This is a genomic window from Streptomyces sp. NPDC001770 (genome assembly GCF_053596135.1).
Map to the genome: position 1 here is coordinate 15,223 of NZ_JBSFFN010000039.1, position 25,419 is coordinate 40,641.

Consider the following 25,419-nt stretch of genomic DNA (forward strand, 5'->3'; position numbering starts at 1 on the left):
TGCCGCTCTGCTGGCGTCAGAGCAGTGACGATGACGTGCCCGATCTCAGGTTCGGGGTGGGCGTGCCGTGGCGACGGCCTGTCCGCGCAATTCCTGCTCGTTGTCGGCCGCGTCTCGGACGTGGCCCCATCTCCATGACCCCGGCCGGGCTCGATACCCGGCCGGGGCGCGGCGCCCCCAGTTCTCTGGGCTGGCGCGTTTCCCGGTGTCGGCCGCCTCTCACCACCAGGCCACGGCCGCGCCGTTCCTTCCGTCCCTTCGACTCCTCTGGAGTGCTCCATGCGTATGTTCATCGGCGGCCATGAGGCCGTCAGCGACACCGAGTTCGTGGAACTGGCCCTGGGTAGCCCGGTCGATCTGTGGCTGGGTGTTGAGGGCGAGAGCGAGATGGAGCGGGCGGCCCGGATGGACGCGGCTCGCGACATCCTCGCCGACAACCCCGACTTCCCCGACCGTGTGAGCCGGGTCGCCGTGGAGGCGATCGAGGCGTTCGCGCCGGAGCTGTTCAACGTGATCCCGCTGGCCCCGGCCCGGCGCCGCCGCCGCGGGTACCGGAACGGGGTGGCGGCATGACGACCATCCCGGTGAGCGACCGCCCGACGGTTCCGCCGCTGACCCGGCCGGAGATGGGATTGGCCGGAGTCGGTGCCCTGGCTGCGGCCGGCGTCGGCGCGCTGGGGCTGATCTCCTCGTTCGACGCGGTCTCCGCCGCGGCTGAGCGGTGGGGGTTCAGCGAGGCGTGGATGGTGCCGGTCGGGATGGACGTGTCCATCCCGGTGTTCTCCGTGGCGAACCTGCTGCTGGTCCGGATGGACATGGCGTTGGCCTGGGTGCGGTTCGTGCCCTGGGTCCTGACGCTGGTGACCTGCGGACTGAACGTCTCGGCAGGGCAGGGCATGTGGGCGAAGGTGGCACACGGGACGATGCCGCTGCTGTGGGTGGTGTTTTCCGAGATCGGCGCGCACATCTACGCCTCCCGGATCGGCGCGGTGACCGGCCGGCGCATGGACAAGATCCGTGCCTCCCGGTGGCTGCTGGCCTTCCCGTCCACGTTCGCCCTGTGGCGCCGGATGACGCTGTGGGAAGTCACCTCCTACGCCGACGCGCTCGCCCGGGAGCGGGAACGGCTGCTGGCCCGTGCCGAACTGCGCGAGCAACACGGACGCCGCTGGCGCTCGAAGACACCACGACCCGCACGGGTCCTGCTCAAGCTCGGGGAGCACAGTCCCGCGAGCGAGCAGGCACCGCCCACACCCACCCCAGCCGCGCCCGAACCGATCACTCCCGCGCCCGCCCCGAAGCCGCCGGCCAAGCGCACTTCCCGCCCCGCCGCCAAGGCGAAGCCGAAGCGGTCTCCGGCCGAGATTGTTGCGGAGGCGCGGGAGGTCACTGCGGCCTGGCCGGACGCGGCACTGACCGCCGACGGCATCCGCACCGCGCTCCATGTCTCGCAGGCCACCGCCCGGATGCTGCGCGACACCCTCAAGGCCGAACGCACCGCCGCTCAGCCTCTGCACTCCGTGGCCACCGAGCAGGACACCGAAAGCGTGGACGCTGGGGCGGTGGCGGCATGAGCGCCCTGTTATCCACCTTCGCCGCAGCCGGGCCCCTCGCGGCCGGGTGGTCGGTGCACACGGTGTGGCTGCGCCGCTCCTTGCGCAGCGCCCGCCGTGACCCGCTCACCGGGCTCCGTACCCGTGACGGCTTCACCCACCGCGCGACCACCCTGCTCAGGGATCCCCGCGCGGTGGTCGTCCTCGCGGACGTCGACCGGTTCAAGCAGATCAACGACCGCCACGGCCACGCGGCCGGGGACGCGTTGTTGAAGGCGACCGCGGACCGGCTGGCGCACTACGTCGGCCGGGCCGGGGTCGCGGGACGGCTCGGCGGTGACGAGTTCGCCGCGGTCGTCATCGACGACCACGGCACCGTCGGGGACCTGCTCGCGGTCCTGCACGGCGTGCTCGCCCGCCCGGCCGACGGCATGGACCCCACGGTGCACACCACGGTGTCCCTCGGCTGGGTCCGTGCAGCCGACCACCCCGGTGAGGACCTATCCGCTCTGCTCCGGCGGGCGGACGAAGCGATGTACGCGGCCAAGCAGGGCCGGGCCGGGGTCCGGCGGGCTGGTCTCGGCAGGCTGTTCGCCACGTGGTCCGGTCGTCGCGCCGGCCGACGCGGAACCGCCCTTGCCAGCCCACGGGACGCCGCCTGATGTCCCCGAGGTTCGGCAAGTGCTACGACCCGACCGGCGCCATGCACGGGATACCGACCTTCCCGTGGAAGTACGCCCCCGACGGGTACGCCACCCGCCGCCAGCTCCGCGCCCGTGGTCTGCGGCCCGGTGGCCAGCAAGTCGCCGCGCAGGTTATGCGCAGCTCCCGCCGCCGCACGGCAGGCGTGAGCGTCGCCTACCTGTACCGCCTCGACCTGGCCAAGCCCGTCCGACCCATGACCCCGGGCCGCACGGCCGCGCTCGCCAAGGCGATGCGCGCCCGCCGTACCTGCCCGAAGTGCCGCGTAGACGCCGGGTACTGCATCCCGACCTCGCTCGGCATGTGCCCGGCCTGCGCCTATCCCGACCCGCTGAAGCCCTAGAAGAGGTCCAGCACCCGGGCGACGAACGACACCGTCCGGAACTTCACCTGGTGCCAGCGATTGCAGAACCGACGCGGCAGCCACCACCTGCGCGGCGCGACGGGCCGCCTGCACCAACGGCAGACCGGCGGCTCCCTCACCAGCTTGAACGACACACCCATGCCGCGACTTTAGCGGCGCTCCCCACGTACAGCGCGACTCCCGAGGGGTCCGGACGGCAGACCGTCCGCAGTGTCGCCCGGACCCCTCTCCCACCTCTGTTGTCCGGGAAGGACAGTCAGTGCATCACGACGACGAAAGCGAACTGTTCCACCGACTCGAAGCCGATATGAATGCCCCCACGCAGCCCGACCCGGGCGGGGACGTAGTCGACCTCGACAAGGCGCGCTCCGCCCGTACCGAGTCGGCCGACTCGACCGCCGACCGGTCGGCCGACCCCGAGCGTTCCCGGTCGGATGACGGGTCGGGCGACCCGACGGCCACCGTGATGGTCGACTCCCCGGCCCCGGCCGGTCCCGGATTCATGGGCCGGATCGTCGGAGCCAAGCGGCGGGCGATCGTCCCCGGCTGGCTCCGGTCGGGCACCGAGTTCACCACCGCCACCAAGTGGGCGGCCGGGTACTACGGTCATCTCGCCGGGTACCACGCGCTCCGCTCTCCGTATTACGCCGCACGCCTCACCTTCCAGTCCCCGCGCGGGGCAGCGAAGTTCATGGGCGGGACGATGCGATGGGTCGCCGACCGCGAGGGCGAGCCGGTCCGACTCGCGTCCGTCCGGCGCGAGGACGCGGCCGAGTACCTGAAGCTGTCGCGCCAGCGCGACGGCCGGGTCAGGCTGCGCACGCTCGTGACGGTGCTGGGCCTGTTCATCGGGCTCGGGGCCGCGCTCGCCATCTACGTCCTCGCCCCCGGCTGGCTGCAAGCCCTGTCGGTCGGCGCGGTCCTGCTGGCACTCGGAGCGGCTGGCACGCAGGCCGATGCCCCGGTCATCACCCGCGCGGTCGAGATGGCGAAGGCGCCCAAGCTCACCTCGGACATCGTGCTGCGAGCCCTCGGCGCGCTCGGCATCACCGCGATCAACCAGGTACAGAGCAAAGGCCGGGACGGCTTCACGTTCACCGCCCCGATCACCCGCGACGGCCCCGGCTGGCGGGCGGAGGGTGACCTCCCCTACGGGGTGACCGTGACGGACGTGATCGAGCGCCGCGACAAGCTCGCCTCCGGGCTGCGGCGCCCGCTCGGCTGCGTCTGGCCCGAAGCCGTACCGGACGAACACACCGGTCGTCTCGTGCTCTGGGTCGGCGATCAGGACATGTCGACTGCGGCGAAGCCCGCGTGGCCGCTGCTCAAGGGCGGTTCCGTCGACCTGTTCAAGCCCGTCAGCTTCGGAACGGACCAGCGGGGCCGGTGGGTGGACATCACCCTCATGTACATCGCCGGTGTCATTGGGGCGATCCCCCGCATGGGCAAGACGTTCCTTCTCCGCCTGCTCCTGCTCATCGCCGCCCTCGACAACCGCGCCGAGCTGCACACCTACGACCTCAAGGGCACCGGCGACCTCGACCCCGTCGGCGAACGCGTCTCCCACCGGCATCGGGCCGGAGACGACGATGAGGACATCGAATACGCCCTGGCCGACCTGCGGGAACTGCGTACCGAGCTGCGCCGGCGGGCGAAGATGATCCGGTCCCTGCCCCGGGACATCTGCCCGGAGTCCAAGGTCACCTCCGAGCTGGCGAACAAGAAGGAACTCGGACTGCACCCCATCGTGATCGGGGTGGACGAGTGCCAGGTGTGGTTCGAGCACCCCAAGCACGGGGCCGAGTTCGAGGAGATCTGCACCGACCTGGTCAAGCGCGGCCCGGCCACAGGCATCGTCCTGCTGTTGGCCACCCAGCGTCCCGACGCGAAGGCCCTGCCCACCGGGATCAGCGCGAACGCGTCGGCCCGGTGGTGCCTCAAGGTCATGGGCCAGCTGGAGAACGACATGGTTCTCGGCACCAGCAGCTACAAGCGGGGCATCCGGGCCACGATGTTCAGCTGGAAGGACAAGGGCATCCACTACTTCGTCGGTGAAGGCTCCGATGCCCGGATCGTCTCGTCCGTCTACGTGGACGCGCCCACGGCCGAAGTGATCGGGCTGCGCGCCCGTCGCCTGCGCGAAGCAGCCGGAACCCTCACCGGCCACGCCACGGGCGAATCGTTCGAGGACCACGAGACGAGCGGGTTCGACCTGCTCGCCGACATCCTCGCCATCGTGCCGGCCGAGGAACCGAAGCTGTGGTCCGAGACCGTCGTAGCCCGTCTCACCGACCTCCGCCCCGACGTGTACGCGGGGTGGGAGCCGGAGCAACTGGCCACCGCGCTCAAGCCGCACGGTGTCCCCACCGGCCAGGTCTGGGGCAAGACCGACACCGGGAAGGGCGCCAACCGGCGTGGCATCGAACGCGCACGCATCCTCACCGCCATTGCAGAGCGTGACGGAAAGCGGGACGCGAGCTAGCCATGATCGCCGCTAGACCTAGCAGCCAACCCCGCTAGGTCTAGCGGCACCGCTAGCACCCCATCTGCCGTGTGATCAGCACGCTAGTCACTAGCACCCCACCTGCGGAAACCCACGAAACAGGCCGGGAGGCCCTGGATGACTCTCCTCCTGCTCGCTAGCGCACTTCTCCTGCTCATCACCCTGAGTTACAGCGGCCTGTGTGCGGCTTCGCCGTTCGGGAACTGCCGCAAGTGCCGCGGCTTCGGCTTCGCTATGAAGACCGACCGCAAGGGCCGCACCAAGCGGGGCAAGGACTGCCGCCGCTGCAAGGCCACCGGCAAACGCATCCGAATCGGGCGCCACCTCTACAACGTCGCGGCCCGTCTCCACCGCGACGGCACCCGCTGACCCTCCGCAGCAGGGGACCAGCGGTCACCCGCCCTGAGGCGATCCCGACCATGTCAGGCGCTCGCCAGCGTGACCGCCGGTCCAAGCCCCGTGCTTGCGAGCACCCGGGGCCCACGCACCTTACCCAGCACTCCCAAGCCGCCTCAAAGGAGTTCCCGTCGTGGCCGTCACTGTCTCGCTCGTCTTCCTCTTCGGACTCGTCCTGTTCTTCCTGCTCCGGTCCAAGTCCCTCGGCTGGGGCGCGGCGTTCATCGCCGTGATGTTCGGGTTCTTCCTCGCCTCCACCGGCGCGTCGGGTCCCATCAACGACCTCACCACCGCCGTCATCGACGCCATCCCCAACCTGTGAGAGAGGCCGCCATGAACGAACCCCTCACCCAACACCACTGGGCCGCCCTCGCTGCCCCCAAGGTCACCCCGGCCATCGCCACGTCCACCGTGCTCATCCTCGGAAGGATCTGGAACGCCAACGGCGCAGAACACAGCATCGGCAACGCTGCGTTGATGGTCGTCCTCGCGGCCGGTTCCGCGACGGCCGGCGCATTCGCCGCGGCCGGTCGCGGAGGTGGTGACGGAGTCCTCGCCGGGACCGCCTTCGCCACCTCCGGCAGCCTCGCTCTCGCCGGGGTCGCCGGATACGCCGACGGATGGTCCCTCCCCGTCCTGCTGTGGGCCGTCACTACCGCGGTCGCCTACGGGATCGCCGCCCGCTACTGGCGCACCGACCGCCGCACCACCACCGCTCACGAGCGGCAGACCACAGTGCGGCGCGAGGAACACGGACACATCGAGCGCGTCGAAGCACTGCGCGCCGGAGCGCAGATCGAGGTAGCTCGCTCCGGCGCGGCCTACGCCGAGCAGCTCGCCACCGCGCTCATCTCCCGTGCCGCCCTGCCCGGCTTCGACCCCGGCGCACTCGAAGCGGCCGGGCTCCCCGAACTCCCGCTCACGGACACGAAGGAGACCTGACCCATGGACGTCGGCACGAACAGCGTCGAGACCGGGAACCCCGGCGGCGACCCGCCGTCGTGGCCCAACCCGCAGACCGCGTACGCGCTTGCTCCCAGCATCATCCGCGAGATCGGATGGATCGCCGAGACCGCCCGCAGCATCTCGTCCCGGGCCCCCGGGGACGACGCCCGGGAGTTCTGGCTTCGCAAGGCCGCGCTCCTCGACCGCATTGCCCTCAAGGACGAGCGGGTCAACGCAACCGCCGATGCGAGCGAGCTGGCTACCGAAGCCGCCCGCCGCCTCGTGGACATCGACCGCGCGGACTTGATCTGCGACCCGCGCCACTACGTCCGCCAGCAGTACGCCCTCTGGGCCCACCAGTAGATACGCCCGGGGCGGTCGCCTCTCACCACAAGACCGCGACCGCCCCGGCTCTCCGTCCCTTCGACAGAAACAGGAGAACCCCCAGCATGACCCAACCCACCCCCTTCCGGCGAGAGGCCGTCCACCTGCCGCCTCTCCTCGGCAGCGCACTTGACCTGGCGGCCCGAGCTGTCCCCACGCTGCCCTTACGGGCCGGGAAGGTTCCGTTCGGAAACTGCCGCTCCTGCAAGGCCAACGCGTGCGGCGGTCGTCCGGTCATGAAGACGCCGGGACCGTGCGCGTGCCCCGACGTCTGCCACGGCTGGGCTGCCGCCACCACCGACCCCCACACCCTCGCTTCCCCCACGTGGGTCCGGGCATGGGCACAGGCGCAGGCCGTGGCCTACCACCCCGGCGGAGCCGGGCTCACCGTTGTGGACCTCGACACCGTCGATGCCGTCACCTGGGCCCGCCAGAACCTGCCCGCCACCCGTACCGTCCCGACGACGCGCGGGGAACACTGGATCTACCAGGGTGTGATGCGGTCCGCGAACGCTGTCCGGTCCGGCGTCGACGTCAAGTCTGCGATGCAGTACGCCCGGTGGCTCGGACCGGGGACGGGCAACATGACCCGTCTGCCGGATGTCGTCCGCGCCCTGGTGGAGAAGGAAGAGACCACTCCTCCGCCGGGGGAGGTGGTCTCTTCGCCCTCCGGCCGGGCCGTGTGGGATCGCAGCGTTGCCACCGGCTGCCGTCACACCGAGCGGTACGTCCGTACCGGTCTCGAACGCGGCCTGACACTCGTACGGGCCCGTACCGAGTCCGGCGCAGGGTCGCAGGCGTTCGGCGTCGCGCAGTTCCTCGCTGCGCAGCACACCCAGTGCCCCGGACCGTGTGGGCTGGAAGCCCTCGGCTACGAGGTGGTGGCCGCCGCGGTGGGCGTGGGCGTTCCGGAGGCGTACGCGGTCCGGGCCGTCGCCAACGGGCTTTCGTCTCCTCCGGGGAGGGCCGTCGCATGAGTGAGCAGCTTGGATTCTCCGGTCTGCCGGACGCCCCTGATCCCCGGCCCCGCACGGTGCGGGCGGTAGTTGAGCGGAAGTCGCCGGCCGTAGGCCGTCCGCTTCGCCTTGTCCCCTCCGGCTCGCGGGACGCCGCCCCGGACGGGCCCCGGGAGGCGGTGCGCTGGCTCCACATCGTTGCCCCGGCTTCGTCCGCCGCTCTCGCGGCGGCCCGGTCGTGGTGCCGATGCGGTTACGAGCGGACGGCCCGCGGCCGGTACGACGTCCTCGCGCTGATCGCTGCCCATGCCCGCCACCCCGACGCCTGCCCGCTGCTCAGCCGCGAGGGGAGCAAGGCCGCATGAGTGACCTTGAAGAACTCCCTGCTCCCACCAACCCAATGGCGGTGGCGCGACGGGTCATCCCGGACTGGCAGACGCCCAACGGGCGGTTGCTGTGCCGACGCTGGCGCGGTTCATGGATGCGCTGGACCGGTACGTGCTGGCGCGAGATGGACGAGCAGCAGATGCGGGCCGGTCTCTACAAGCGGCTGGAGTACGCGACCTACACGACCCCCGGAAAAGACGGTCAGCCGGAGATCCGGGACTGGGCGCCCACCAAGCAGAAGATCGGCAATCTGCTGGACGCGTTGGGTGCCATCACGCTCTTGCCCACCGACGTGGACGCTCCCAACTGGATCGAGGACGACGCGACCGAGGACACGAGTCCCATCGTCGCGTGCCAGAACGGGTTGCTCCGCATCCGGGACCGGGCCCTGCTGCCGCACTCACCGGGCTTCTTCAACCTCGTGTCCGTTCCCTACGACTACGACCCGCAGGCCACCGCGCCGAGTTGGGAACGGTTCCTGCGGCAGATCTGGCCCGATGATGAACCGGCCATCCGGGCTCTGCAGGAGTGGTTCGGGTACGTCCTGTCCGGCCGCACCGATCAGCAGAAGATCTTGCTGATCAAGGGGCCCTCCCGGTCCGGGAAGGGCACGATCGCCCGGGTCCTCAAGGAACTCGTCGGCCGCGAGAACCTCGCCGGTCCCACTCTCGCCGGGCTCGGCACGAACTTCGGGCTTTCGTCCTTGCTCGGCAAGCCGCTCGCGGTCATCTCGGACGCGCGCCTCTCCGGCCACGACGGCGGCCAGGTCGTGGAGCGCCTGCTCACCATCTCAGGTGAGGACACCATCGACATCGATCGCAAGTACCGCGACCCGTGGACCGGCAAGCTCCCCACCCGGCTCATGATCCTGACCAACGAGCTGCCGCACTTCGGTGACTCCTCGGGCGTAATCGCGCGCCGGTTCGTGGTGCTCAACATGACGGTGTCCTGGCTCGGAAAGGAAGACACCTCCCTCACGGACAAACTCGCCTCAGAGATGCCCGGGATCATCAACTGGGCGCTTGACGGGCTCGCCCGTCTGGAGCGCGCCGGCCGGATCACGGAGCCGCCTTCCAGCAGGGAAGCGGTGATCACCATGCAGGACACCGCATCCCCCACAAGCGCCTTCATCCGTGAGCGCTGCACCGTCGGACCGGACCGCGAAGTACCGGTGGACACCCTGTGGGCCGTCTGGCGCGAGTGGGCCGAGGACAACGGCGTGCGGGCCGTCGGGACGAAGCAGATGTTCGGCCGCAACCTGCTCTCCGTCGTCCCGCAACTGCACCGGGCCCGTCCCCGCGATGCCTACGGCCGGCAGGTGCCCACGTACACCGGGATCACACTCTCGCCGTTCGATCCGCGATAGCCCGTGTCGCGACTCAAGCGACTCAAGCCGTCTACGGACGGCCGCTGAGTCGCTTGAGTCGCGACACAGCGCAATGCGGACTCACCACGTACCAGTGCCCACGACCGCACCGAGGAGTGCCATGTCTCGGCTCGAATCGCTGAAGAACAACGAGAACCCGCAGGACACCGATCTCACGCTCCTCGCTGTGACCGTCGAGGAAGCCGCCCGCCGACTGAGCATCGGCCGGACCACGATGTACGGCCTCATCCGTGACGGAGCGGTCGGAACCGTTCCGTTCGGCCGCAGCCGACGCGTCCCCGTCCAGGTGCTCAGCGACTACCTGAACCAGCACACGCAGGTCTCCGACCACCACGCCGCGGCGTAGGGAGAAGCTATGACCAAGCGGCCCAAGCGCCCGGATGGGGCGTCGTCCATCTACTTCGGCAGTGACGGCTACTGGCACGGCCGAGTCACCGTCGGTATCCGTGATGACGGCAAGCCGGACCGGCGCCACGTCATGAGCAAGGTCAACGAAGGGGAGGTGATCAAAAAGGTTCGGGCCCTGGAGAAGCAACGCGACGAGGGGAAGGTGCGCAAGGCGGGGCGCCCCTGGACGGTCAAGGCGTGGCTGCTGCATTGGGTGGAGGAGATCGCCAAGCCGTCGGTCCGCGAGAACACGTATGCGGGCTACGAGGTGGCCGTGCGAGTGCACCTCGTTCCGGGCGTTGGCGCCCATCGGCTGGAAAAGCTGGAGCCGGAGCACCTGGAGCGCTTCTATGGCCGGATGCTGGCGAATGGCAGCCAGCCCGCCACGGCTCACCAGGCGCACCGCACGATCCGGACCGCGCTCAACCACGCAATGCGCCGCGGTCACGTCACGCGGAACGTTGCCACACTCGCTGTCCCTCCGAGGATCGAGGAAGAGGAGGTGGAGCCGTACGACATCGAGGAAGTGCAGCGGCTGCTCTCCGAGGCGGCCAAGCTCCGGAACAGCGCGCGTTGGTCCATCGCGCTCGCGCTGGGACTGCGGCAGGGTGAAGCTCTCGGGCTCCGCTGGACGGATCTTGATACCGGCGCTGGCGTTCTGCGCGTCAGGAAGAACCGCCTTCGCCCGAAGTACCTGCACGGGTGCGGTGGCGGATGCGGCGCCAAGCCCGGGTACTGCAAGAAGCGGGTCAGGAAGAACGAGGACACCGCCAACACGAAGTCCCGCGCCGGCCGTCGTGTGATCGGCGTCCCCGCCGAGTTGGTCCGGCTGCTGGAACTGCACCGCAGAGAGCAGGGGCGGGAACGGGCGATAGCGGGGGAGGACTGGCGCGACACCGGCTTCGTCTTCACCTCGCCCGTGGGGGAGCCGCTGGTGCCGAGCACGGACTACGACACCTGGAAGCGACTCCTCGCCGACGCGAAGGTTCGGGACGGGCGTCTGCACGATGCCCGGCACACCGCGGCGACGGTTCTGCTCATCCTCGGCGTACCCGAACGGGTCGTGATGCAGATCATGGGCTGGTCGTCCACGGCGATGGCGGCCCGGTACCAGCATGTGACGGGCGGCATCCTCGCCGACGTCGCGCAGCGGGTCGGGGGGCTCATCTGGGAAGTGGCCGGCGACCCCGTCGACAGCGACGGGAAGGGCCCCGAAGGGTCTCGTTGAGACTGCGGATGAGACTGGGAACGAAGAAGGGCCCCGCAGCAAGCTGCGGGGCCCTTCGACGTATTGCCCGGTGAGAGCAATGGCGGAGGATACGAGATTCGAACTCGTGAGGGGTTGCCCCCAACACGCTTTCCAAGCGTGCGCCCTAGGCCACTAGGCGAATCCTCCGCCGCAAACAATACAAGACGTTGAGGGGTGCTCGCGAACACGTTCCCCGGAAGATCGTCGGAGCGAGGTCGCGCGGACGGATCCCGGGCGGATCGGAGGGACCCCGGACCCGGGCGGGTGGACCTGGAGGGGTGGGGATCGGCTAAGGTGGGCGTCAGCCCCTCACGTGGCGCTATCTGACTGAACTCCCCCAGGGCCGGAAGGCAGCAAGGGTAGGTTGGCTCTGGCGGGTGCGTGGGGGGCCCTTGTGTTTTCCGGGCCGTCTCGGTGGCCCGCTCGGTCGCCGTCGGGGCGACCCGCTTCGGGTGGGGTTCCCCGGAGGCTCGCTCGGGCGCGCGAAAGTCGCCTCCGGCCGCTCTGCCGCGCGTGCGATCGCATGTGATCTACATCTCGTCGCCCGGGCCACGCCCCGGTGTGACCAGGGTCCCCGGCCGCCGGGGCCCGATGCGGAGTCGGTTGTCGGTGCGTCCCGATAACCTCGTAACTGTGTCGTCCCTTGCGCTGTACCGCCGCTACCGCCCCGAGTCGTTCGCCGAGGTCATCGGTCAGGAGCATGTCACTGACCCGCTCCAGCAGGCCCTGCGGAACAACCGGGTCAATCACGCGTACCTGTTCAGCGGGCCGCGTGGTTGTGGAAAGACGACCAGCGCGCGCATCCTCGCCCGCTGCCTGAACTGCGAGCAGGGGCCGACGCCGACGCCGTGCGGGACGTGCCAGTCCTGCCAGGATCTCGCGCGCAACGGCCCGGGTTCGATCGACGTCATCGAGATCGACGCGGCTTCGCACGGTGGCGTGGACGACGCCCGCGACCTGCGCGAGAAGGCGTTCTTCGGGCCGGCTTCCAGCCGATACAAGATCTACATCATCGACGAGGCGCACATGGTCACCCCGGCAGGGTTCAACGCCCTGCTGAAGGTGGTCGAGGAGCCGCCGGAGCACCTCAAGTTCATCTTCGCGACGACCGAGCCCGAGAAGGTCATCGGCACGATCCGGTCGCGCACGCACCACTACCCGTTCCGGCTCGTCCCGCCCGGCACGCTGCGTTCGTACCTCGCGGAGGTCTGCGGCAAGGAGAACAGCGCGGTCGAGGACGGTGTGCTGCCGCTCGTCGTACGGGCCGGGGCCGGATCCGTCCGTGACTCGATGTCCGTCATGGACCAGCTGCTGGCCGGTGCCGGAGACGACGGCGTGACGTACGCCATGGCGACCTCGCTGCTCGGTTACACGGACGGGTCGCTGCTCGACTCGATGGTGGACGCCTTCGCTGCCGGTGACGGTGCCGCGGCCTTCGAGGTCGTGGACCGGGTGATCGAGGGCGGCAACGACCCGCGCCGGTTCGTCGCCGACCTGCTGGAACGCCTGCGCGACCTGGTGATCCTGGCGGCCGTGCCGGACGCCGGGGAGAAGGGGCTCATCGACGCCCCCGCCGACGTCGTGGAGCGGATGTCGGACCAGGCGTCCGTCTTCGGCGCCGCCGAGCTGAGCCGTGCCGCCGACCTCGTCAACCAGGGGCTTACGGAGATGCGTGGCGCGACCTCGCCGCGCCTCCAGGTCGAGCTGATCTGCGCCCGGGTGCTGCTGCCGGCCGCCTTCGACGACGAGCGGTCGTTCCAGGCGCGGCTGGACCGTTTGGAACGCGGCGGCGCCTTCGCGGCGGCAGCGGGGGGAGTGGCGGCGGCGGGAGGCGCGCAGGCGTTCCAGGCCGCGCCGCCCGCCCTGGGGTACGTGCCCGGGCCCGAGGCGCACCCGCCGATGCCGGCCGCCCCCGCCGCCCCGTACGACCCGCCTGCAGCCGCTCCGCCGGCCGCGGCACCGTACGCCGCGCCGCAGCAGGCACCCGCGCCCCAGGGCGCCGCACCGCAGACTCCCGCCCAGACCCCCGCGCCCCAGGCTCCCGCCCCGGCCCCCGAGTACGGGCAGCAGCCCGCGGCCGAGGCGGCGCCCGCCGCTCAGCGGCCCGGCGCCTGGCCCACCCCGGCCGCTGCCGGTGGCGGGGAGCAGGCCCGTCGTCCGGGCGGCTGGCCCACCGCGTCGGCCCCGGGTGCCGGGGCGCCCCGCCCCGCCGCGCCCGCTCCCGTACAGGCCGCACCGCCCGCTCCCGCCGCTCAGGCGCCCGCTGCCGCACCGGCCGGGGGCCAGGACATGGCGCAGGGCGCCGGTCAGGTGCGGAGCATCTGGCCGGAGATCCTGGAGGCGGTGAAGAACCATCGACGCTTCACCTGGATTCTGCTCAGCCAGAACGCCCAGGTCACCGGGTTCGACGGGACCACGCTCCAGATCGGTTTCGCCAACGCGGGTGCCCGCGACACGTTCGCGAGCAGCGGCAGCGAGGCAGTGCTGCGGCAGGCGCTGGCCGAGCGGTTCAACGCCCAGTGGCGCGTCGAGGCGATCGTCGATCCCTCCGGTGGCGGCCAGCCGGTGCAGGGCGGCGGTGGACGCCCCGGTGGCGGTGGACCCGCGTACCAGGCGCCGCCGCAGCAGTCGTACGAGCAGCGTCCCGCGCCCGCCGCACCGCCCCAGCAGTCGTACCAGCCCCAGTCGTCCCCACAGTCCCCGCCGCCCCAGCAGTCCCAGGGCGGGCAGGGCGGGCAGGGGCCGGGGGGCTCCGGACCGGGGCCCGCGGCGTACGAGCGGTCCGCGCCCGAGCCGGTGCACACGGTCGCGCCGGAGGACGACACCCCTGAGGCCGACGACCCGGACCTCGTCGACTCGGCGCTCTCCGGGCACGAGCTGATCGTCCGCGAGCTCGGTGCCACGGTGGTGGAGGAGTTCACCAACGAGTAGCCGGGGCCGTGGGGATCCGGCCCCGGAAGGAACCCGGGGCCCCGGGCCCCGTCGCCCACGGACAGTCCACGGACAGCTCACGGACAGTCCACGGACCGGAGGCCGTCGAGGCGTCCGGCCACCGGCGGTTAGGCTGCACCCCGTGAAGGTCCTCGTCATCGGCGGCGGCGCCCGCGAACACGCCCTGTGCCGCTCTCTTTCCCTCGACCCCGAGGTCACCGCTCTGTACTGCGCTCCCGGCAACGCCGGTATCGCGGAGGTGGCCGAACTGCGCCCGGTGGACGCGCTCGACGGTGACGCCGTCGCCCGCCTCGCCACCGAACTGGGTGCCGGGCTGGTGGTCGTCGGCCCGGAGGCGCCGCTTGTCGCCGGGGTCGCCGACGCCGTGCGCGCGGCCGGGATCCCCTGCTTCGGTCCGTCCGGTGAGGCCGCGCAGCTCGAAGGCTCCAAGGCGTTCGCCAAGGACGTCATGGCCGGGGCCGGCGTCCCGACCGCCCGGAGCTACGTCTGCACCACCGCCGAGGAGATCGACACCGCGCTCGACGCTTTCGGTGCCCCGTACGTCGTCAAGGACGACGGACTGGCCGCCGGCAAGGGTGTCGTCGTCACCGACGACATCGAGGCGGCCCGCGCCCACGCGCTCGCCTGCGACCGGGTGGTCATCGAGGAGTTCCTCGACGGCCCCGAGGTGAGCCTCTTCGCGATCACCGACGGCGCCACCGTGGTGCCGCTCCAGCCCGCCCAGGACTTCAAGCGCGCCCTCGACGGCGACGAGGGCCCGAACACCGGCGGCATGGGTGCCTACTCCCCGCTGCCGTGGGCGGACCCGAAGCTGGTCGACGAGGTCCTCGACACGGTTCTCCAGCCGACCGTCGACGAGCTGCGCCGACGCGGTACGCCGTTCTCCGGCCTCCTCTACGCGGGCCTCGCGCTGACCTCGCGCGGCGTGCGCGTCATCGAGTTCAACGCGCGCTTCGGCGATCCGGAGACCCAGGTGGTCCTGGCCCGTCTGCGGACCCCGCTCGCCGGTCTGCTGCTCGCCTCCGCGAACGGCACGCTGGACGAGGTGCCGCCGCTGAACTGGCTCGACGACGCCGCCGTCACCGTGGTCATCGCCTCGCACAACTACCCGGACACCCCGCGTACGGGCGACCCGATCGAGGGTCTCGCCGACGTGGCGGCCCAGGATGCCCCGCACGCGTACGTCCTGCACGCCGGTACGAAGGCGGACGGGCGTACGGTCCTGAGCGCGGGCGGCCGGGTCCTCTCGGTGACCGCGACCGGGCCGGACCTCGGCAAGGCCCGCGAGCGCGCGTACACGGCCCTCGGCCGCATCCGGCTCGACGGTTCCCAGCACCGTACGGACATCGCGCTGAAGGCAGCCGAGGACGCCGCTGCCGGGGTCTGATCCCCCGCTCCGCCCTCTGCGTACGAGTCCGCCCTCTGCGTGCGAGTCCGTTCCTGCCTACGAGTCCCACCCTCTGTACGACCCCCAGTGGCGGCCGAGCGCGACACCTCGGCCGCCACTGGCGTATCCGCAGGCCGGACAGCTGCCCTCCGCCTCCGAGCCGGGCCTTCCGCCTCCGAGCCGGGCCTTCCGCCTCCGAGCCGGGCCTTCCGCCTCCGAGCCCGGCCTTCCGCCTCCGAGCCCGGCCTTCCGCCTCCGAGCCCGTCCCTCCGCCTCCGCGCCCGCCCCTCCGCCTCCGAACCCGGCCCTCCGCCTCCGCGCCCGACTCACCGCCGCCGTAACGCCGCCGCCCCATCCGCCCCATTCGCCCCGCCCGCCTCATCTCCGCCGTCGCATCGCGAGCCGCTCCGTGCGCCGGAGCACGCCCCCGCGTATGCGCTGCGTGCGCGGGGGAGGGCGTTGCCCATCTGCGGCGATAAGTCAGCAGCTTTACCCAAAGCCATTCCATCGGGTGACGGCTGGGCCATCCGGATGACGGCCGCGAAACCCCCAACTAGGGTGCGGCGCAAGGATTCCGGCACTTGGCCCACTGACATTGCGATGTCCGAGGGCGGTGCCACAGTGGGGGAGTGAACAACACCGTCGCGGGGGCAGAGGGGGTGACTTCCGGTCGTGTCCGGTACGGAGACTGGTGAGGACCTGGGCATGCGGGCCGCCCGGGCGCGGGCCCTCGCGCTGCTGCGCATCCGCAGCCGTGCGGTGGCGCTGGCGATCCTGCCCGCGGCGGTGGCCGTGGTCATGATCGCCGCCACCGCGCAGGGACGTCTGGCCGGCGTCGGCTGGAACACCGCCCGCTGGGTGGTGGGCGCGACGGCCGTGGTCTTCCTGGTGCTGGCCGCCGGGGTGGCCGTCACCGTCGCGCGGGCCCGGCCGGCGCTCAGTCCGACCGTCGCCGTGGACGAGAAGTCCGCCCCCGACCTCTACCGGCTCGTGCGCGAGCTCGCCGACCGCATGGACGTGCCCGCGCCCTCGGCGATAGCGCTCACCCCCGACTGCGACAGCTGGCTGGAGGACCGCACCCACCCTTCCGCGCGGACCGGCCCCGCCGCCGGCGCCAAGGAGCCGTCCGGTGACCGGCGCGACCGGGAACGGGCGGCGCCGGTGCTGGTCATCGGGTCGCCGTTCCTGTGGTGGATGCGCGTCGGCGAGCTGCGCGCGGTACTCGCCCCCGTCGTCGCCGGTACGGGTCTCGCGGCGCACCCCGACATAGCGGCCGCCCGGCGGTTCGTCCGAGGCCTCGACGGAGTCGTCGCGGACGCCGGAGGACCCCGCCCCGGGCCCGCGAGGTCAAACGTTTCGCTGGTCGGCGTGTTCGGCCGGATGTCCCGGGCCTTCACCGGCTGGGCCGCCCGGCTGCTGCTCCGCAGCTGCCGCGGGCACGCCGCCGAGATGGAGCGGTGCGTCGCGCTCTCCGCCTCGCTGCGCGCCCAGGGCGTCGACTACGGGGTACGCGCCGTCGCCCAGGAGCAGGTCGGACTCGTCTACGCGGGCTGGGACCGGCTGCTGACCCGCGTCGCGCTGCCCGCCTGGCGGATGGGCCGGTGGCCGGCGCGGCTGGACGCGGGGGTGGTCTCCGCGCTCACCGAGCTGTCCCGGCGCGACCGGCTCGCGGAGGGGTTCGCCGCACGCCTGGGCGAGCGCCCCGCCTGTGATCTCCTCGAAGAGCCCGGCCTGGCCGACGAGGCGGCGTCCCTGCTCGCCGCGCGGCTCTTCCACGGCGGCCCGGCCCGAGGCGGCGAGTGGTCGCCGGTCGACTGGCAGCGGTACCCGGAAGAGGTCGTCGACCGGAAGTGGCGTACGGAGGCGGCCCGGCTGCACGGCGTCATGGACGCCCTCGGCACCGCGGCCCCCGGCCCGGTCGCACCCGCTCCCGCGGGGTCCGCCGCCCCGCGCCACTCGGCGCAGGGAGCCGTACGGACCACCGAGGCCGGAGCCCCGACGCTGGCCCGGGTCATCGACCACCTCGCGGGCCGGGGCGGCGGCGAGGAGCTCGCGGCCGCCGTCGGAGCGGCCGTCGCGCGCGAGGAGGCCGCGGACGCGGCGGCCCGGGCCGAGGCCGAATCACCCGTCACCGGTACGGCGAAGAACACGGCGCCCCCCACGGCGAACAGCACGACGGCGAGCAGCTCGACGGCGAACAGCACGACGGCGAGCAGCTCGACGGCGAGCAGCACGACGGCCAACGCCGCGGCGGCCGGCAGCACGGCGGGGCGCGGGGCGGCCGGCGGGAGCGGCCAGGCCGTGGACCCGCTCGACCTCTGGGGCCCCGGCCCCCTCCCGCTCTTCCCGCTCCAGCCGCCCCGTACGGGCACGGAGCTGCTCGCCGACCACGTCACGGCCATGGTCTGCTGCGCCGCCGTGGACACGGCCGGGGCGGCGCCCGGCCTCGACTGGCTGGACGGCCCCGCACTGCTGGTCGACGGGTTGCGCCGGACGGATCTGGGTACTCCGGTGCTCAGCCTGGTGGAGGACGGCGACGCGGAGCCGTTGCGCTCCTGGCTGTCCGAACTGGGCATCCGGGAGGACAAGCCGGTCCGCCTGGTCTGACCGCGACCAGAGGCGCAGGGGCGACCGCGACCAGAGGCGCAGGGACGACCGCGACCAGAGGCGCAGGGGCGACCGCGACCAGAGGCGCAGGGACGACCGCGACCGGTGGCGTACCCGCGTACGACTGGCGGCGCACTCCCGTACGACGGCACCGCGGAGAACACCGCACCCGCTCACCACCGCGCGACCCGGCGCTCGGGCTCGTACGTGCGCCCCGTGCGGAGCCAACACGCCCCCCGGATACGGAAATGTGTCCCGGTCCGCCGCAACGGGCCCTCCGTATACGGAAATATGGCACCGTGTACGCAATCGGTCCGCGCAAGCGGGGCCGACGGGGCGCTGTTTCGCGCCCCGCGCACGCGCCCTCGTCCGGCGCACGCCGCCTTCCGCGCGCTCGTGGGGACCTCGGTACGGGCCCAATACCCGGAAGGGTAGGTTCCGTTCACGTCAATTCACGACGAACGGTGACGAGCCGCATGCGTTATGTGATGTGCTGGGATCAGCCCTGACACAGGGCGCACCGGAGTGGTACGGGGGACGTGAGGGAGGGGCCGGTCATGGGGGCGGAGCACAGTCGCCGATGGGAGTCGGGTGCCCTCGCGCACGCCGTGAGCGATCCGTTCGGCCAGGGGCCGCTGCCCTGGCTGCGCAACAGCGAGAACTACCTCAACGACACGGGACAAGTGGTCCCCTGGTACGCCGATCCCGAGCTGGGGCGGAGCGGCGGCGGCCCGCGCACCGCCGACGACGTGCACCGACAGGTGAAGGGTTTCGCGTCTCCCGGGGCGGCGGCGCCCGGTGAGGCCATCGACTTCCACATCACGGTCGATCCGCCCCAGCCGTTCTACGTCGACATCTACCGCATCGGTCACTACGGCGGCGACGGCGCCCGGAAGATCACCACCGTTCCGCGCCAGTCGGGCATCGTGCAGCCTCCTCCGCTCGCCGCCGACAAGACTGTTTCCTGCCACCATTGGTGGCTCTCCTGGCGGCTCCAGATCCCGGCGGAGTGGGCGGTGGGGGCTTATGTCGCCGTGCTGACGACCGTCGACGGGCACCGTTCGCACGTGCCGTTCACGGTCCGGGACGACCATCCGGCCGATCTGCTGCTGCTGCTCCCGGACATCACGTGGCAGGCGTACAACCTCTATCCCGAAGACGGTGTGACGGGCGCCAGCCTCTACCACGCGTGGGACGAGAAGGGCGGGCTGCTGGGCGAGGAGGAGGCGGCGGTGACGGTCTCCTTCGACCGCCCGTACGCGGGCGCCGGGCTGCCGCTGCACGTCGGCCACGCCTACGACTTCATCCGCTGGGCCGAGCGGTACGACTACAGCCTCGCCTACGCGGACGCCCGCGACCTGCACGCGGGGCGCGTCGACCCGGGGCGGTACCGGGGCCTGGTCTTCCCGGGCCACGACGAGTACTGGTCGGTCCCGATGCGGCGCACTGCGGAGCTGGCGCGGGACACCGGGACCTCGCTGGTCTTCCTCTCGGCCAACACCATGTACTGGCAGGTGTCGCTCTCGGCATCCCCGTCCGGGGTGCCCGACCGCCTCCTCACCTGCCGCAAACGGCAGGGGCCGGGGAAGGCCGCGCTCTGGCGGGAGATCGACAGGCCGGAGCAGCTGCTGCTCGGCATCCAGTACGCGGGCCGGGTGCCCGAGCCCTCACCGCTGATCGTGCGCAACGCCGACCACTGGCTCTGGCGGGGCACCGGGGCCGGGGAGGGCGAGGAGATCGCCGGTCTGGTGGCGGGTGAGGCCGACCGGTACTACCCGCGCACCGCGCTGCCGGAGCACGAGAGCCGCATCCTGCTCGCGCATTCGCCGTACGAGGACTCCGAGGGCGCCCGGCGTCACCAGGAGACCTCGCTCTACCAGGCGCCCTCCGGGGCTCTCGTCTTCGCTTCCGGGACATTCGCCTGGTCGCCGGCGCTGGACCGGCCCGGGCACACCGACGAACGCATCCAGCAGGCCACCGCCAACCTGCTGAACCGGATCTGCAAGCGCGACTGACCCGTCGGTGCGGGCGGGCGGGCCCCTCGTGCCCGCCGCGGGTACACCTCCGGCCCGCCCCACGCGGCGGGCCCGCACCGGCATACGGGACAATCGGACCCGCGACCCTTGGATCAACCTACGCGGAGGCAGCGTGTCCGGTTTCGTAGAAAAGCCCGAGCCCGTACAGGTTCCGGGCCTCACCCACCTGCACACCGGCAAGGTGCGTGAGCTGTACCGGAACGAGGCGGGTGACCTCGTGATGGTCGCCAGCGACCGCATCTCCGCGTACGACTGGGTGCTGCCCACCGAGATCCCGGACAAGGGCAGGGTGCTCACCGCGCTGTCGCTCTGGTGGTTCGACCAGCTCGGCGACCTGGTGCCGAACCACGTCATCTCCACCGAGGTGCCGGCCGGCGCCCCCGCCGACTGGGAGGGCCGCACGACGATCTGCCGTTCGCTGCGGATGGTCCCGGTCGAGTGCGTGGCCCGCGGCTACCTGACCGGCTCCGGGCTCATCGAGTACGACGCCTCCCGCACGGTCTGCGGCATCGGCCTCCCCGAGGGTCTCGTCGACGGCTCCGAACTCCCGGGCCCGATCTTCACCCCGGCGACGAAGGCCGCCGTGGGCGACCACGACGAGAACGTCAGCTACGAGGCGGTCGCGCACACCGTCGGCGTGGAGACGGCGACGCTGCTGCGGCAGACGACGCTCGACGTGTACCGGCGCGCCCGGGACATCGCGCACGGGCGCGGGCTCATCCTGGCCGACACCAAGTTCGAGTTCGGCTACGCGGCCGGCGCGGACGGCGTCGAGGAACTGATCCTCGGCGACGAGGTGCTGACCCCGGACTCCTCGCGCTTCTGGCCGCTCGCCGAGTGGGAGCCGGGCCACGCCCAGCCCTCGTACGACAAGCAGTTCGTCCGCGACTGGCTGACCTCGCCGGCCTCCGGCTGGGACCGCAGGAGCGAGACCCCGCCGCCCGCACTGCCGCAGCAGGTCGTCGACGCGACCCGCGCCAAGTACATCGAGGCGTACGAGCGGCTGACCGGCCTCAGCTGGAAGTAGCCCGCCCCGCGCTTCCCGCCGCCCCCGCCACGAGGGGACGGCGGGAAGCGCGTCTGCCATGGGGCGGCGTGTCCCACGAGGCGGCGCGTATCCCCCGCGTACCCCCCGAGGCGGCGCGTCTCCCTTGAGAAGAGGTACGGCTCCGAGGGGCGTCCGGACACGAAGAAGGCCCCGGTCCTGAGGACCGGGGCCTTTCTCACGTGGAGCGAACGACGAGGTTCGAACTCGCGACCTCAACCTTGGCAAGGTTGCGCTCTACCAGCTGAGCTACGTTCGCATCTGCGCCTGAGCGCGATGACAACTATACCCATCCCTGAGCCCGGGCGAAACGCACTGCCGCATGACGGTTCTCCACGCCCAGTTTGGAGACCGCCGAGGAGAGGTAGTTGCGGACCGTTCCGGGGGAGAGCGAAGCCCGCGCGGCGATCTCCGCGACGGGAGCGCCGTCCGCCGCCAGTTCCAGCACCTCGGCCTCCCGGGCGGTCAGCGGCGAGTCCCCGGCGGAGATCGCGTCGGCGGCCAACTCCGGGTCCACGTAACGGTTCCCGCCGTGCACGATCCGGATGATCTCGGCCAGCCGGCGAGCGCTGAGCGTCTTGGGCACGAACGCGCGCACCCCTGCGGTCAGGGCGCGTTTCAGATGCCCGGGGCGGCCGTGGCTCGTCACGATCATGGTGCGGCAGCCGGGCAGTTCGGCCCTGAGGGATGTGGCCACGCTCACACCGTCGGCCCCCGGCATCTGGAGATCGAGGACCGCGACATCGGGCCGGTGGGCCAGTGCCATGGCGAGCGCCTCGGGCCCGGTCGCCGCCTCCGCGACCACCACGAAGTCGTCCTCCAGCGCGAGCAGCGCGGCGAGAGCGCCCCGGATCAGATGCTCGTCGTCGGCGAGCAGCAGGCGCACCGGCGGGGGCCCCTCGGCGGCAGCGGGCAGGGGCGAGGGCGTGGGTACGGCGGTCAACGTTCCTCCAGGAGTTCGGGCACCGGCACACCCACCGGTATCGGCAGGGACACATCCACCGGCACCTGCACATCCACCGGCACGGGCACATCCACCGGCACCGGCACATTCACCGGCACCGTGGCGGTGAGCCGGAAGAGCCCGCCCCCGGCCGGCCCCGCCTCCAGTGAGCCGTCGAGCGCGGCGAGCCGCTCGCGCAGCCCCGGCAGGCCCGAGCCCCCGGGGGCGGGGCCGGGCGCAGGGCCGGGCGCTCCGTCGTTCTCCACGACCAGCCGCACGGACCCCTCGTGCGCCGCGAGCCGGATCAGGCAGTGGCGGGGGTCGCCGTGGCGCAGCACGTTGGTGGTCGCCTCGCGCACCACCCAGCCGAGCACCGATCCGGCGGCGGCGGGCAGCCGGTCCGCCGCCGCCCGGTCCTCCTCGACCGTGCAGTCGATGCCGGCCGACCGCAACACCGCCTGCGCCCCATGGAGTTCGGCGGGCAGGTCCGCCTCCCGGTAACCGCGTACGACCTCGCGGACCTCCTGCTGGGAGGCGCGGGCGATCCGCTGCACCTCGACCATCTGGTCCACGGCCGAGGACTTTCCGCGCCTGGCGAGTTCGACGGCGAGTTCGCTCTTCAGCGCGATCACCGCGAGATTGCGGCCCAGCACGTCGTGCATGTCCCGGCCGAACCGGAGCCGTTCCTCCGCCACCGCCAGCCGCGCCTGGAGGTCGCGGGCCTCCTCCGCCTGCCACATCACGCTCAGGCTCCACGCGGAGGGCCGTACCGCCAGCAGCATCAGGAGCCCGCTGAGCAGTCCCGCGCACGCCACCCCGGCCAGCGCCCCGCCGCGCACCCCGACCGCCGCGAAGAGCCCGGTGCTCACCGCCGCGTACCCCAGGCAGTGGAGCAGGAAGCGGCGGACCGGCACGAGGAGGACGTACGGGGTGACGAAGGCGACCGGCAGGTCGAGGGCGAACATCGTCAGCCCGTCGCCTTCGATCCCGTGCACGGCGGCCAGCACCACGAGCAGCCCCAGCCCGGCCGCGAGCAGCGCCACCGGCACGGCCAGACCGCGCGCGGGGAAGGTGCCCCGGCCCAGGTAGGACCGGTGCGCCGGGAGCAGGGTCCGGTGCAGGTACGCGCACTGGGCGGCGCAGACCAGGGTGAACAGGCCGCCCAGCGCCCAGGGCAGCGGATCGTGGCGCAGGTCCGCGGCGAGCGGGGCGAGGCCCCAGGAGAGGAGGAAGAACCAGGGCATCGTCTCCAGCGTCGCCCGCTGGTAGAGGTCGATGCGCTGGAGCCGCCCGCGCCCCTGCCAGCGGCGCCGCCACTCCCTCGTACGCCGGATCACCGTTTCTCCGTCCCCCGTGCCGTCGCCGCCGTGGTTCAGCGCCGCGGGTCCCATCGGAACCACCGCCGCCCAGCAAACACGGCGAACCCGGTCCAGGCCAGAGCCGCGACCGCAGCACGCACCAGCGCACCGCCGGACTCGCCGCCCAGCCATCCGGCGCGGACGAGAGTCATCACCCCGGTCAGCGGCAGCAGTTCGCAGGAGGCGGCGAGGCGGTCGGGGAGGACGGCGAGCGGGACGAAGAGCCCCGAGCCCATCCCGGAGACGAGGAAGAACGGCAGGGTGGTGAGCTGCGCCGTCTGCACCGTGCGCGTACCGGCCGAGGTGAGCGCCGCGAGCCCGGCCAGCAGGACGCAGCCGAGCAGCAGCCCCGCCACCAGCAGGGCGGGCCGCTGCGGCGCCCCCAGCCCCAGCGCGGCACCGCCCACCGCCACGATCAGCGCGCTCTGCGCGAGCAGCAGGAGGGCTGCGGGCAGCGCCGTCCCGCCGAGGATCTCCAGGTCCCGGATCTCCCCGGTCCGCAGCCGCTTCAGCACCAGCTCCTCGCGCCGGGCGACGTACGTGGAGACGAGGTTCATGTGGACGACCTGGATCAGCGCCACCCCGATCCCACCGGTCAGCGCGGCCCCGGCGACGGAGATCCCGGCGGGTCCGAGATCGACCCGGTCCAGTGAGGACTTGAGGGCGACCGTCATCGCCAGGGGCATGAGCAGCGCGACGAAGACCGCCGTCCTGTTCCGGGCGAGCAGCGTGATCTCGGCACGGGCGAGGGCGATCAGCCGCCGCCCCGCCGCGGTACGCGTGGTGGAGACGCCCGCCGCGGTGCGACCCGTGGAGCCGTCCGCCGTCGTGGTGGTGCTCATGCCGCCGCCCCCTGCGTCCGTCGCGCCCCGGTCCGCTCCCCGCCCCCGGTGATCCCGTCCCCGGGAACCTCCCCGCTCCCGGTACGGGCGATCTCCAGGAACGCCTCCTCCAGCGACCCGGACCGGGCGTCGAGCCCGTCGAGGACGACACCCTCCCGGGCCGCCCAGCCGAGCAGGGCGGCCAGCGACTCCTGGAGGGCGCGAGTACGGATCTCGATCCACCCGCCCACCGACGCCGCTTCCGGGCCGCGCAGACCCGTCGGCAGCCGGTCGGCCGGGACACCCCCGGGCAGCCGGAACCTGATGCGGGCCGGCCGGCCGGCCGTGACCTCGGCGGTCGTCCCGGTGGCCACGATCCGGCCCCCGTGCATGATCGCCAGCCGGTCCGCGAGCGCCTCGGCCTCCTCCAGGTGATGCGTGGTCAGCAGCACGGTCGTGCCGCCGTCCCGCAGGCTCCTGACGAGCTCCCAGGTGTCGCGCCGGCCCTCCGCGTCGAGCCCGGTCGTCGGCTCGTCCAGGAAGAGGACCTCCGGGCGGCCGACGAGGGCCAGCCCCAGGTCGAGGCGGCGCCGCTCACCGCCGGAGAGCTGCTTGACGCGGACCCGGGCGCGGCCGGTCAGCCCCACCAGCTCCAGCACCTCCCCGACGGGCCGGGCACCACTGGTGCACGCGGCCCACATCCGCACGGTCCCGGTCACCGTCAGCTCGGACGGGAAGCCGCCCTCCTGGAGCATCACCCCGGTCCGGGCCCGGACGGCGCCCCGCTCGCGGTACGGGTCGTGGCCGAGGACGCGTACGGTCCCGGCGTCCGGCACCGCGAGCCCTTCCAGCAGCTCCACCGTGGAGGTCTTCCCGGCACCGTTGGTGCCGAGCAGGGCGAAGAGCTCACCGCGAGGCACGGAGAAGGAGATCCCGGAGACGGCCTCGAAGCCGCCCGCGTACCGCCGTCGCACCTGATGGGCCTCGATCACCGCCGTACCGGCTGGAGTCGGCATGCCGCCGTGGCCGTCGTCTCTGGTCATGTGTCCAGGCTGGC

At 72.2% G+C, this 25,419-nt stretch carries 24 protein-coding genes, 2 tRNA genes and 1 other RNA gene; 20 read left to right on the top strand and 7 right to left on the bottom strand.

Annotation, left to right across the window (positions count from 1 at the left end; genetic code table 11):
• Window positions 1-279: 279 nt before the first annotated feature.
• The 4 genes from ACWCSV_RS28705 to ACWCSV_RS28720 are packed head-to-tail and all read left to right on the top strand — an operon-like array spanning window position 280 to window position 2,598.
• Window positions 280-573, top strand: a complete 294-nt coding sequence (locus ACWCSV_RS28705; RefSeq protein WP_451147104.1) for a hypothetical protein — start codon at window positions 280-282, stop codon at window positions 571-573.
• A complete protein-coding gene (locus ACWCSV_RS28710) occupies window positions 570-1,574 on the top strand; it encodes a DUF2637 domain-containing protein (protein WP_451147106.1) in 1,005 nt (334 codons plus the stop codon). Before ACWCSV_RS28705 ends, ACWCSV_RS28710 begins: the two co-directional genes overlap by 4 nt.
• Window positions 1,571-2,215, top strand: a complete 645-nt coding sequence (locus ACWCSV_RS28715; protein ID WP_451147108.1) for a GGDEF domain-containing protein — start codon at window positions 1,571-1,573, stop codon at window positions 2,213-2,215. The genes ACWCSV_RS28710 and ACWCSV_RS28715 overlap by 4 nt, the downstream gene beginning before the upstream one ends.
• Window positions 2,215-2,598, top strand: coding sequence for an RRQRL motif-containing zinc-binding protein (locus ACWCSV_RS28720; RefSeq protein ID WP_451147110.1), 384 nt, complete (start codon window positions 2,215-2,217; stop codon window positions 2,596-2,598). Before ACWCSV_RS28715 ends, ACWCSV_RS28720 begins: the two co-directional genes overlap by 1 nt.
• Here ACWCSV_RS28720 and ACWCSV_RS28725 read toward each other — a convergent pair.
• On the bottom strand, window positions 2,595-2,759 hold the full coding sequence (locus tag ACWCSV_RS28725; protein WP_451147112.1) for a hypothetical protein: 165 nt from the start codon (window positions 2,757-2,759) through the stop codon (window positions 2,595-2,597). The two genes, ACWCSV_RS28720 and ACWCSV_RS28725, sit on opposite strands and share 4 nt — an antisense overlap.
• 167 nt (window positions 2,760-2,926) lie before the next feature.
• Between ACWCSV_RS28725 and ACWCSV_RS28730 the strand changes: the two genes are divergently transcribed.
• The 10 genes from ACWCSV_RS28730 (at window position 2,927) to ACWCSV_RS28775 (ending at window position 11,192) form a co-directional block, all read left to right on the top strand.
• Entirely contained in the window at window positions 2,927-5,101 is a 2,175-nt protein-coding gene (locus tag ACWCSV_RS28730; RefSeq protein WP_451147114.1) for a cell division protein FtsK, read from the top strand.
• Window positions 5,102-5,239: 138 nt separating this feature from the next.
• The gene (locus ACWCSV_RS28735; protein WP_451147116.1) at window positions 5,240-5,491 is read left to right on the top strand and encodes a hypothetical protein; all 252 of its coding nucleotides are present in this window, start codon (window positions 5,240-5,242) and stop codon (window positions 5,489-5,491) included.
• Window positions 5,492-5,651: 160 nt separating this feature from the next.
• Window positions 5,652-5,840 carry a hypothetical protein gene (locus tag ACWCSV_RS28740; protein WP_451147118.1) on the top strand — a complete coding sequence of 63 codons (189 nt, stop codon included), beginning with the start codon at window positions 5,652-5,654 and terminating at the stop codon, window positions 5,838-5,840.
• An 11-nt stretch (window positions 5,841-5,851) separates the two neighbouring features.
• Window positions 5,852-6,460, top strand: a complete 609-nt coding sequence (locus ACWCSV_RS28745; RefSeq protein WP_451147120.1) for a hypothetical protein — start codon at window positions 5,852-5,854, stop codon at window positions 6,458-6,460.
• A gap of 3 nt (window positions 6,461-6,463) precedes the next feature.
• On the top strand, window positions 6,464-6,826 hold the full coding sequence (locus ACWCSV_RS28750; protein ID WP_451147122.1) for a hypothetical protein: 363 nt from the start codon (window positions 6,464-6,466) through the stop codon (window positions 6,824-6,826).
• Window positions 6,827-6,912: 86 nt separating this feature from the next.
• Entirely contained in the window at window positions 6,913-7,824 is a 912-nt protein-coding gene (locus ACWCSV_RS28755; protein WP_451147124.1) for a DNA primase, read from the top strand.
• Window positions 7,821-8,168 (top strand): hypothetical protein, encoded by a 348-nt coding sequence (locus ACWCSV_RS28760; RefSeq protein WP_451147126.1) that lies wholly within the window; start codon window positions 7,821-7,823, stop codon window positions 8,166-8,168. Before ACWCSV_RS28755 ends, ACWCSV_RS28760 begins: the two co-directional genes overlap by 4 nt.
• Window positions 8,165-9,556 (top strand): DNA primase family protein, encoded by a 1,392-nt coding sequence (locus ACWCSV_RS28765; protein WP_451147128.1) that lies wholly within the window; start codon window positions 8,165-8,167, stop codon window positions 9,554-9,556. The genes ACWCSV_RS28760 and ACWCSV_RS28765 overlap by 4 nt, the downstream gene beginning before the upstream one ends.
• A 121-nt stretch (window positions 9,557-9,677) precedes the next feature.
• Complete coding sequence (locus tag ACWCSV_RS28770) at window positions 9,678-9,923, top strand: helix-turn-helix domain-containing protein (RefSeq protein WP_451147130.1); 246 nt, start codon at window positions 9,678-9,680, stop codon at window positions 9,921-9,923.
• A gap of 9 nt (window positions 9,924-9,932) precedes the next feature.
• Window positions 9,933-11,192 carry a tyrosine-type recombinase/integrase gene (locus ACWCSV_RS28775; RefSeq protein WP_451147132.1) on the top strand — a complete coding sequence of 420 codons (1,260 nt, stop codon included), beginning with the start codon at window positions 9,933-9,935 and terminating at the stop codon, window positions 11,190-11,192.
• Window positions 11,193-11,272: 80 nt separating this feature from the next.
• Here the strand turns inward: ACWCSV_RS28775 and ACWCSV_RS28780 are convergent.
• Window positions 11,273-11,360: transfer RNA gene (locus tag ACWCSV_RS28780), tRNA-Ser, on the bottom strand.
• Between the two features lie 154 nt (window positions 11,361-11,514).
• On the opposite strand from ACWCSV_RS28780, the gene ffs reads away from it, so the two are divergent.
• The 6 genes from ffs to ACWCSV_RS28810 all read left to right on the top strand — a co-directional run bounded on the left by ffs (window position 11,515) and on the right by ACWCSV_RS28810 (window position 21,222).
• Window positions 11,515-11,609: signal recognition particle sRNA small type (gene ffs, locus ACWCSV_RS28785), an RNA gene on the top strand.
• 237 nt (window positions 11,610-11,846) lie between these two features.
• Window positions 11,847-14,144 (top strand): DNA polymerase III subunit gamma and tau, encoded by a 2,298-nt coding sequence (locus ACWCSV_RS28790; protein ID WP_451147134.1) that lies wholly within the window; start codon window positions 11,847-11,849, stop codon window positions 14,142-14,144.
• A gap of 142 nt (window positions 14,145-14,286) precedes the next feature.
• Entirely contained in the window at window positions 14,287-15,552 is a 1,266-nt protein-coding gene (purD, locus tag ACWCSV_RS28795; protein ID WP_451147136.1) for a phosphoribosylamine--glycine ligase, read from the top strand.
• Window positions 15,553-16,224: 672 nt separating this feature from the next.
• Window positions 16,225-18,159, top strand: coding sequence for a hypothetical protein (locus tag ACWCSV_RS28800; protein WP_451147138.1), 1,935 nt, complete (start codon window positions 16,225-16,227; stop codon window positions 18,157-18,159).
• Between the two features lie 557 nt (window positions 18,160-18,716).
• Complete coding sequence (locus tag ACWCSV_RS28805) at window positions 18,717-20,174, top strand: N,N-dimethylformamidase beta subunit family domain-containing protein (RefSeq protein WP_451147140.1); 1,458 nt, start codon at window positions 18,717-18,719, stop codon at window positions 20,172-20,174.
• Window positions 20,175-20,307: 133 nt separating this feature from the next.
• Window positions 20,308-21,222, top strand: a complete 915-nt coding sequence (locus ACWCSV_RS28810) for a phosphoribosylaminoimidazolesuccinocarboxamide synthase (RefSeq protein WP_451147142.1) — start codon at window positions 20,308-20,310, stop codon at window positions 21,220-21,222.
• Between the two features lie 201 nt (window positions 21,223-21,423).
• Here the strand turns inward: ACWCSV_RS28810 and ACWCSV_RS28815 are convergent.
• The 5 genes from ACWCSV_RS28815 to ACWCSV_RS28835 form a co-directional block, all read right to left on the bottom strand.
• A tRNA-Gly gene (locus ACWCSV_RS28815) sits at window positions 21,424-21,499 on the bottom strand.
• 24 nt (window positions 21,500-21,523) lie between these two features.
• Window positions 21,524-22,183, bottom strand: coding sequence for a response regulator (locus ACWCSV_RS28820; RefSeq protein WP_451147144.1), 660 nt, complete (start codon window positions 22,181-22,183; stop codon window positions 21,524-21,526).
• Window positions 22,180-23,574 carry a sensor histidine kinase gene (locus ACWCSV_RS28825; RefSeq protein ID WP_451147146.1) on the bottom strand — a complete coding sequence of 465 codons (1,395 nt, stop codon included), beginning with the start codon at window positions 23,572-23,574 and terminating at the stop codon, window positions 22,180-22,182. The genes ACWCSV_RS28820 and ACWCSV_RS28825 overlap by 4 nt, the downstream gene beginning before the upstream one ends.
• On the bottom strand, window positions 23,556-24,383 hold the full coding sequence (locus tag ACWCSV_RS28830; protein WP_451147148.1) for an ABC transporter permease: 828 nt from the start codon (window positions 24,381-24,383) through the stop codon (window positions 23,556-23,558). Before ACWCSV_RS28830 ends, ACWCSV_RS28825 begins: the two co-directional genes overlap by 19 nt.
• Window positions 24,380-25,405: an ABC transporter ATP-binding protein gene (locus ACWCSV_RS28835; RefSeq protein WP_451147150.1), complete on the bottom strand. Its 1,026-nt coding sequence runs from the start codon at window positions 25,403-25,405 to the stop codon at window positions 24,380-24,382. Before ACWCSV_RS28835 ends, ACWCSV_RS28830 begins: the two co-directional genes overlap by 4 nt.
• Between the last annotated feature and the right edge of the window lie 14 nt (window positions 25,406-25,419).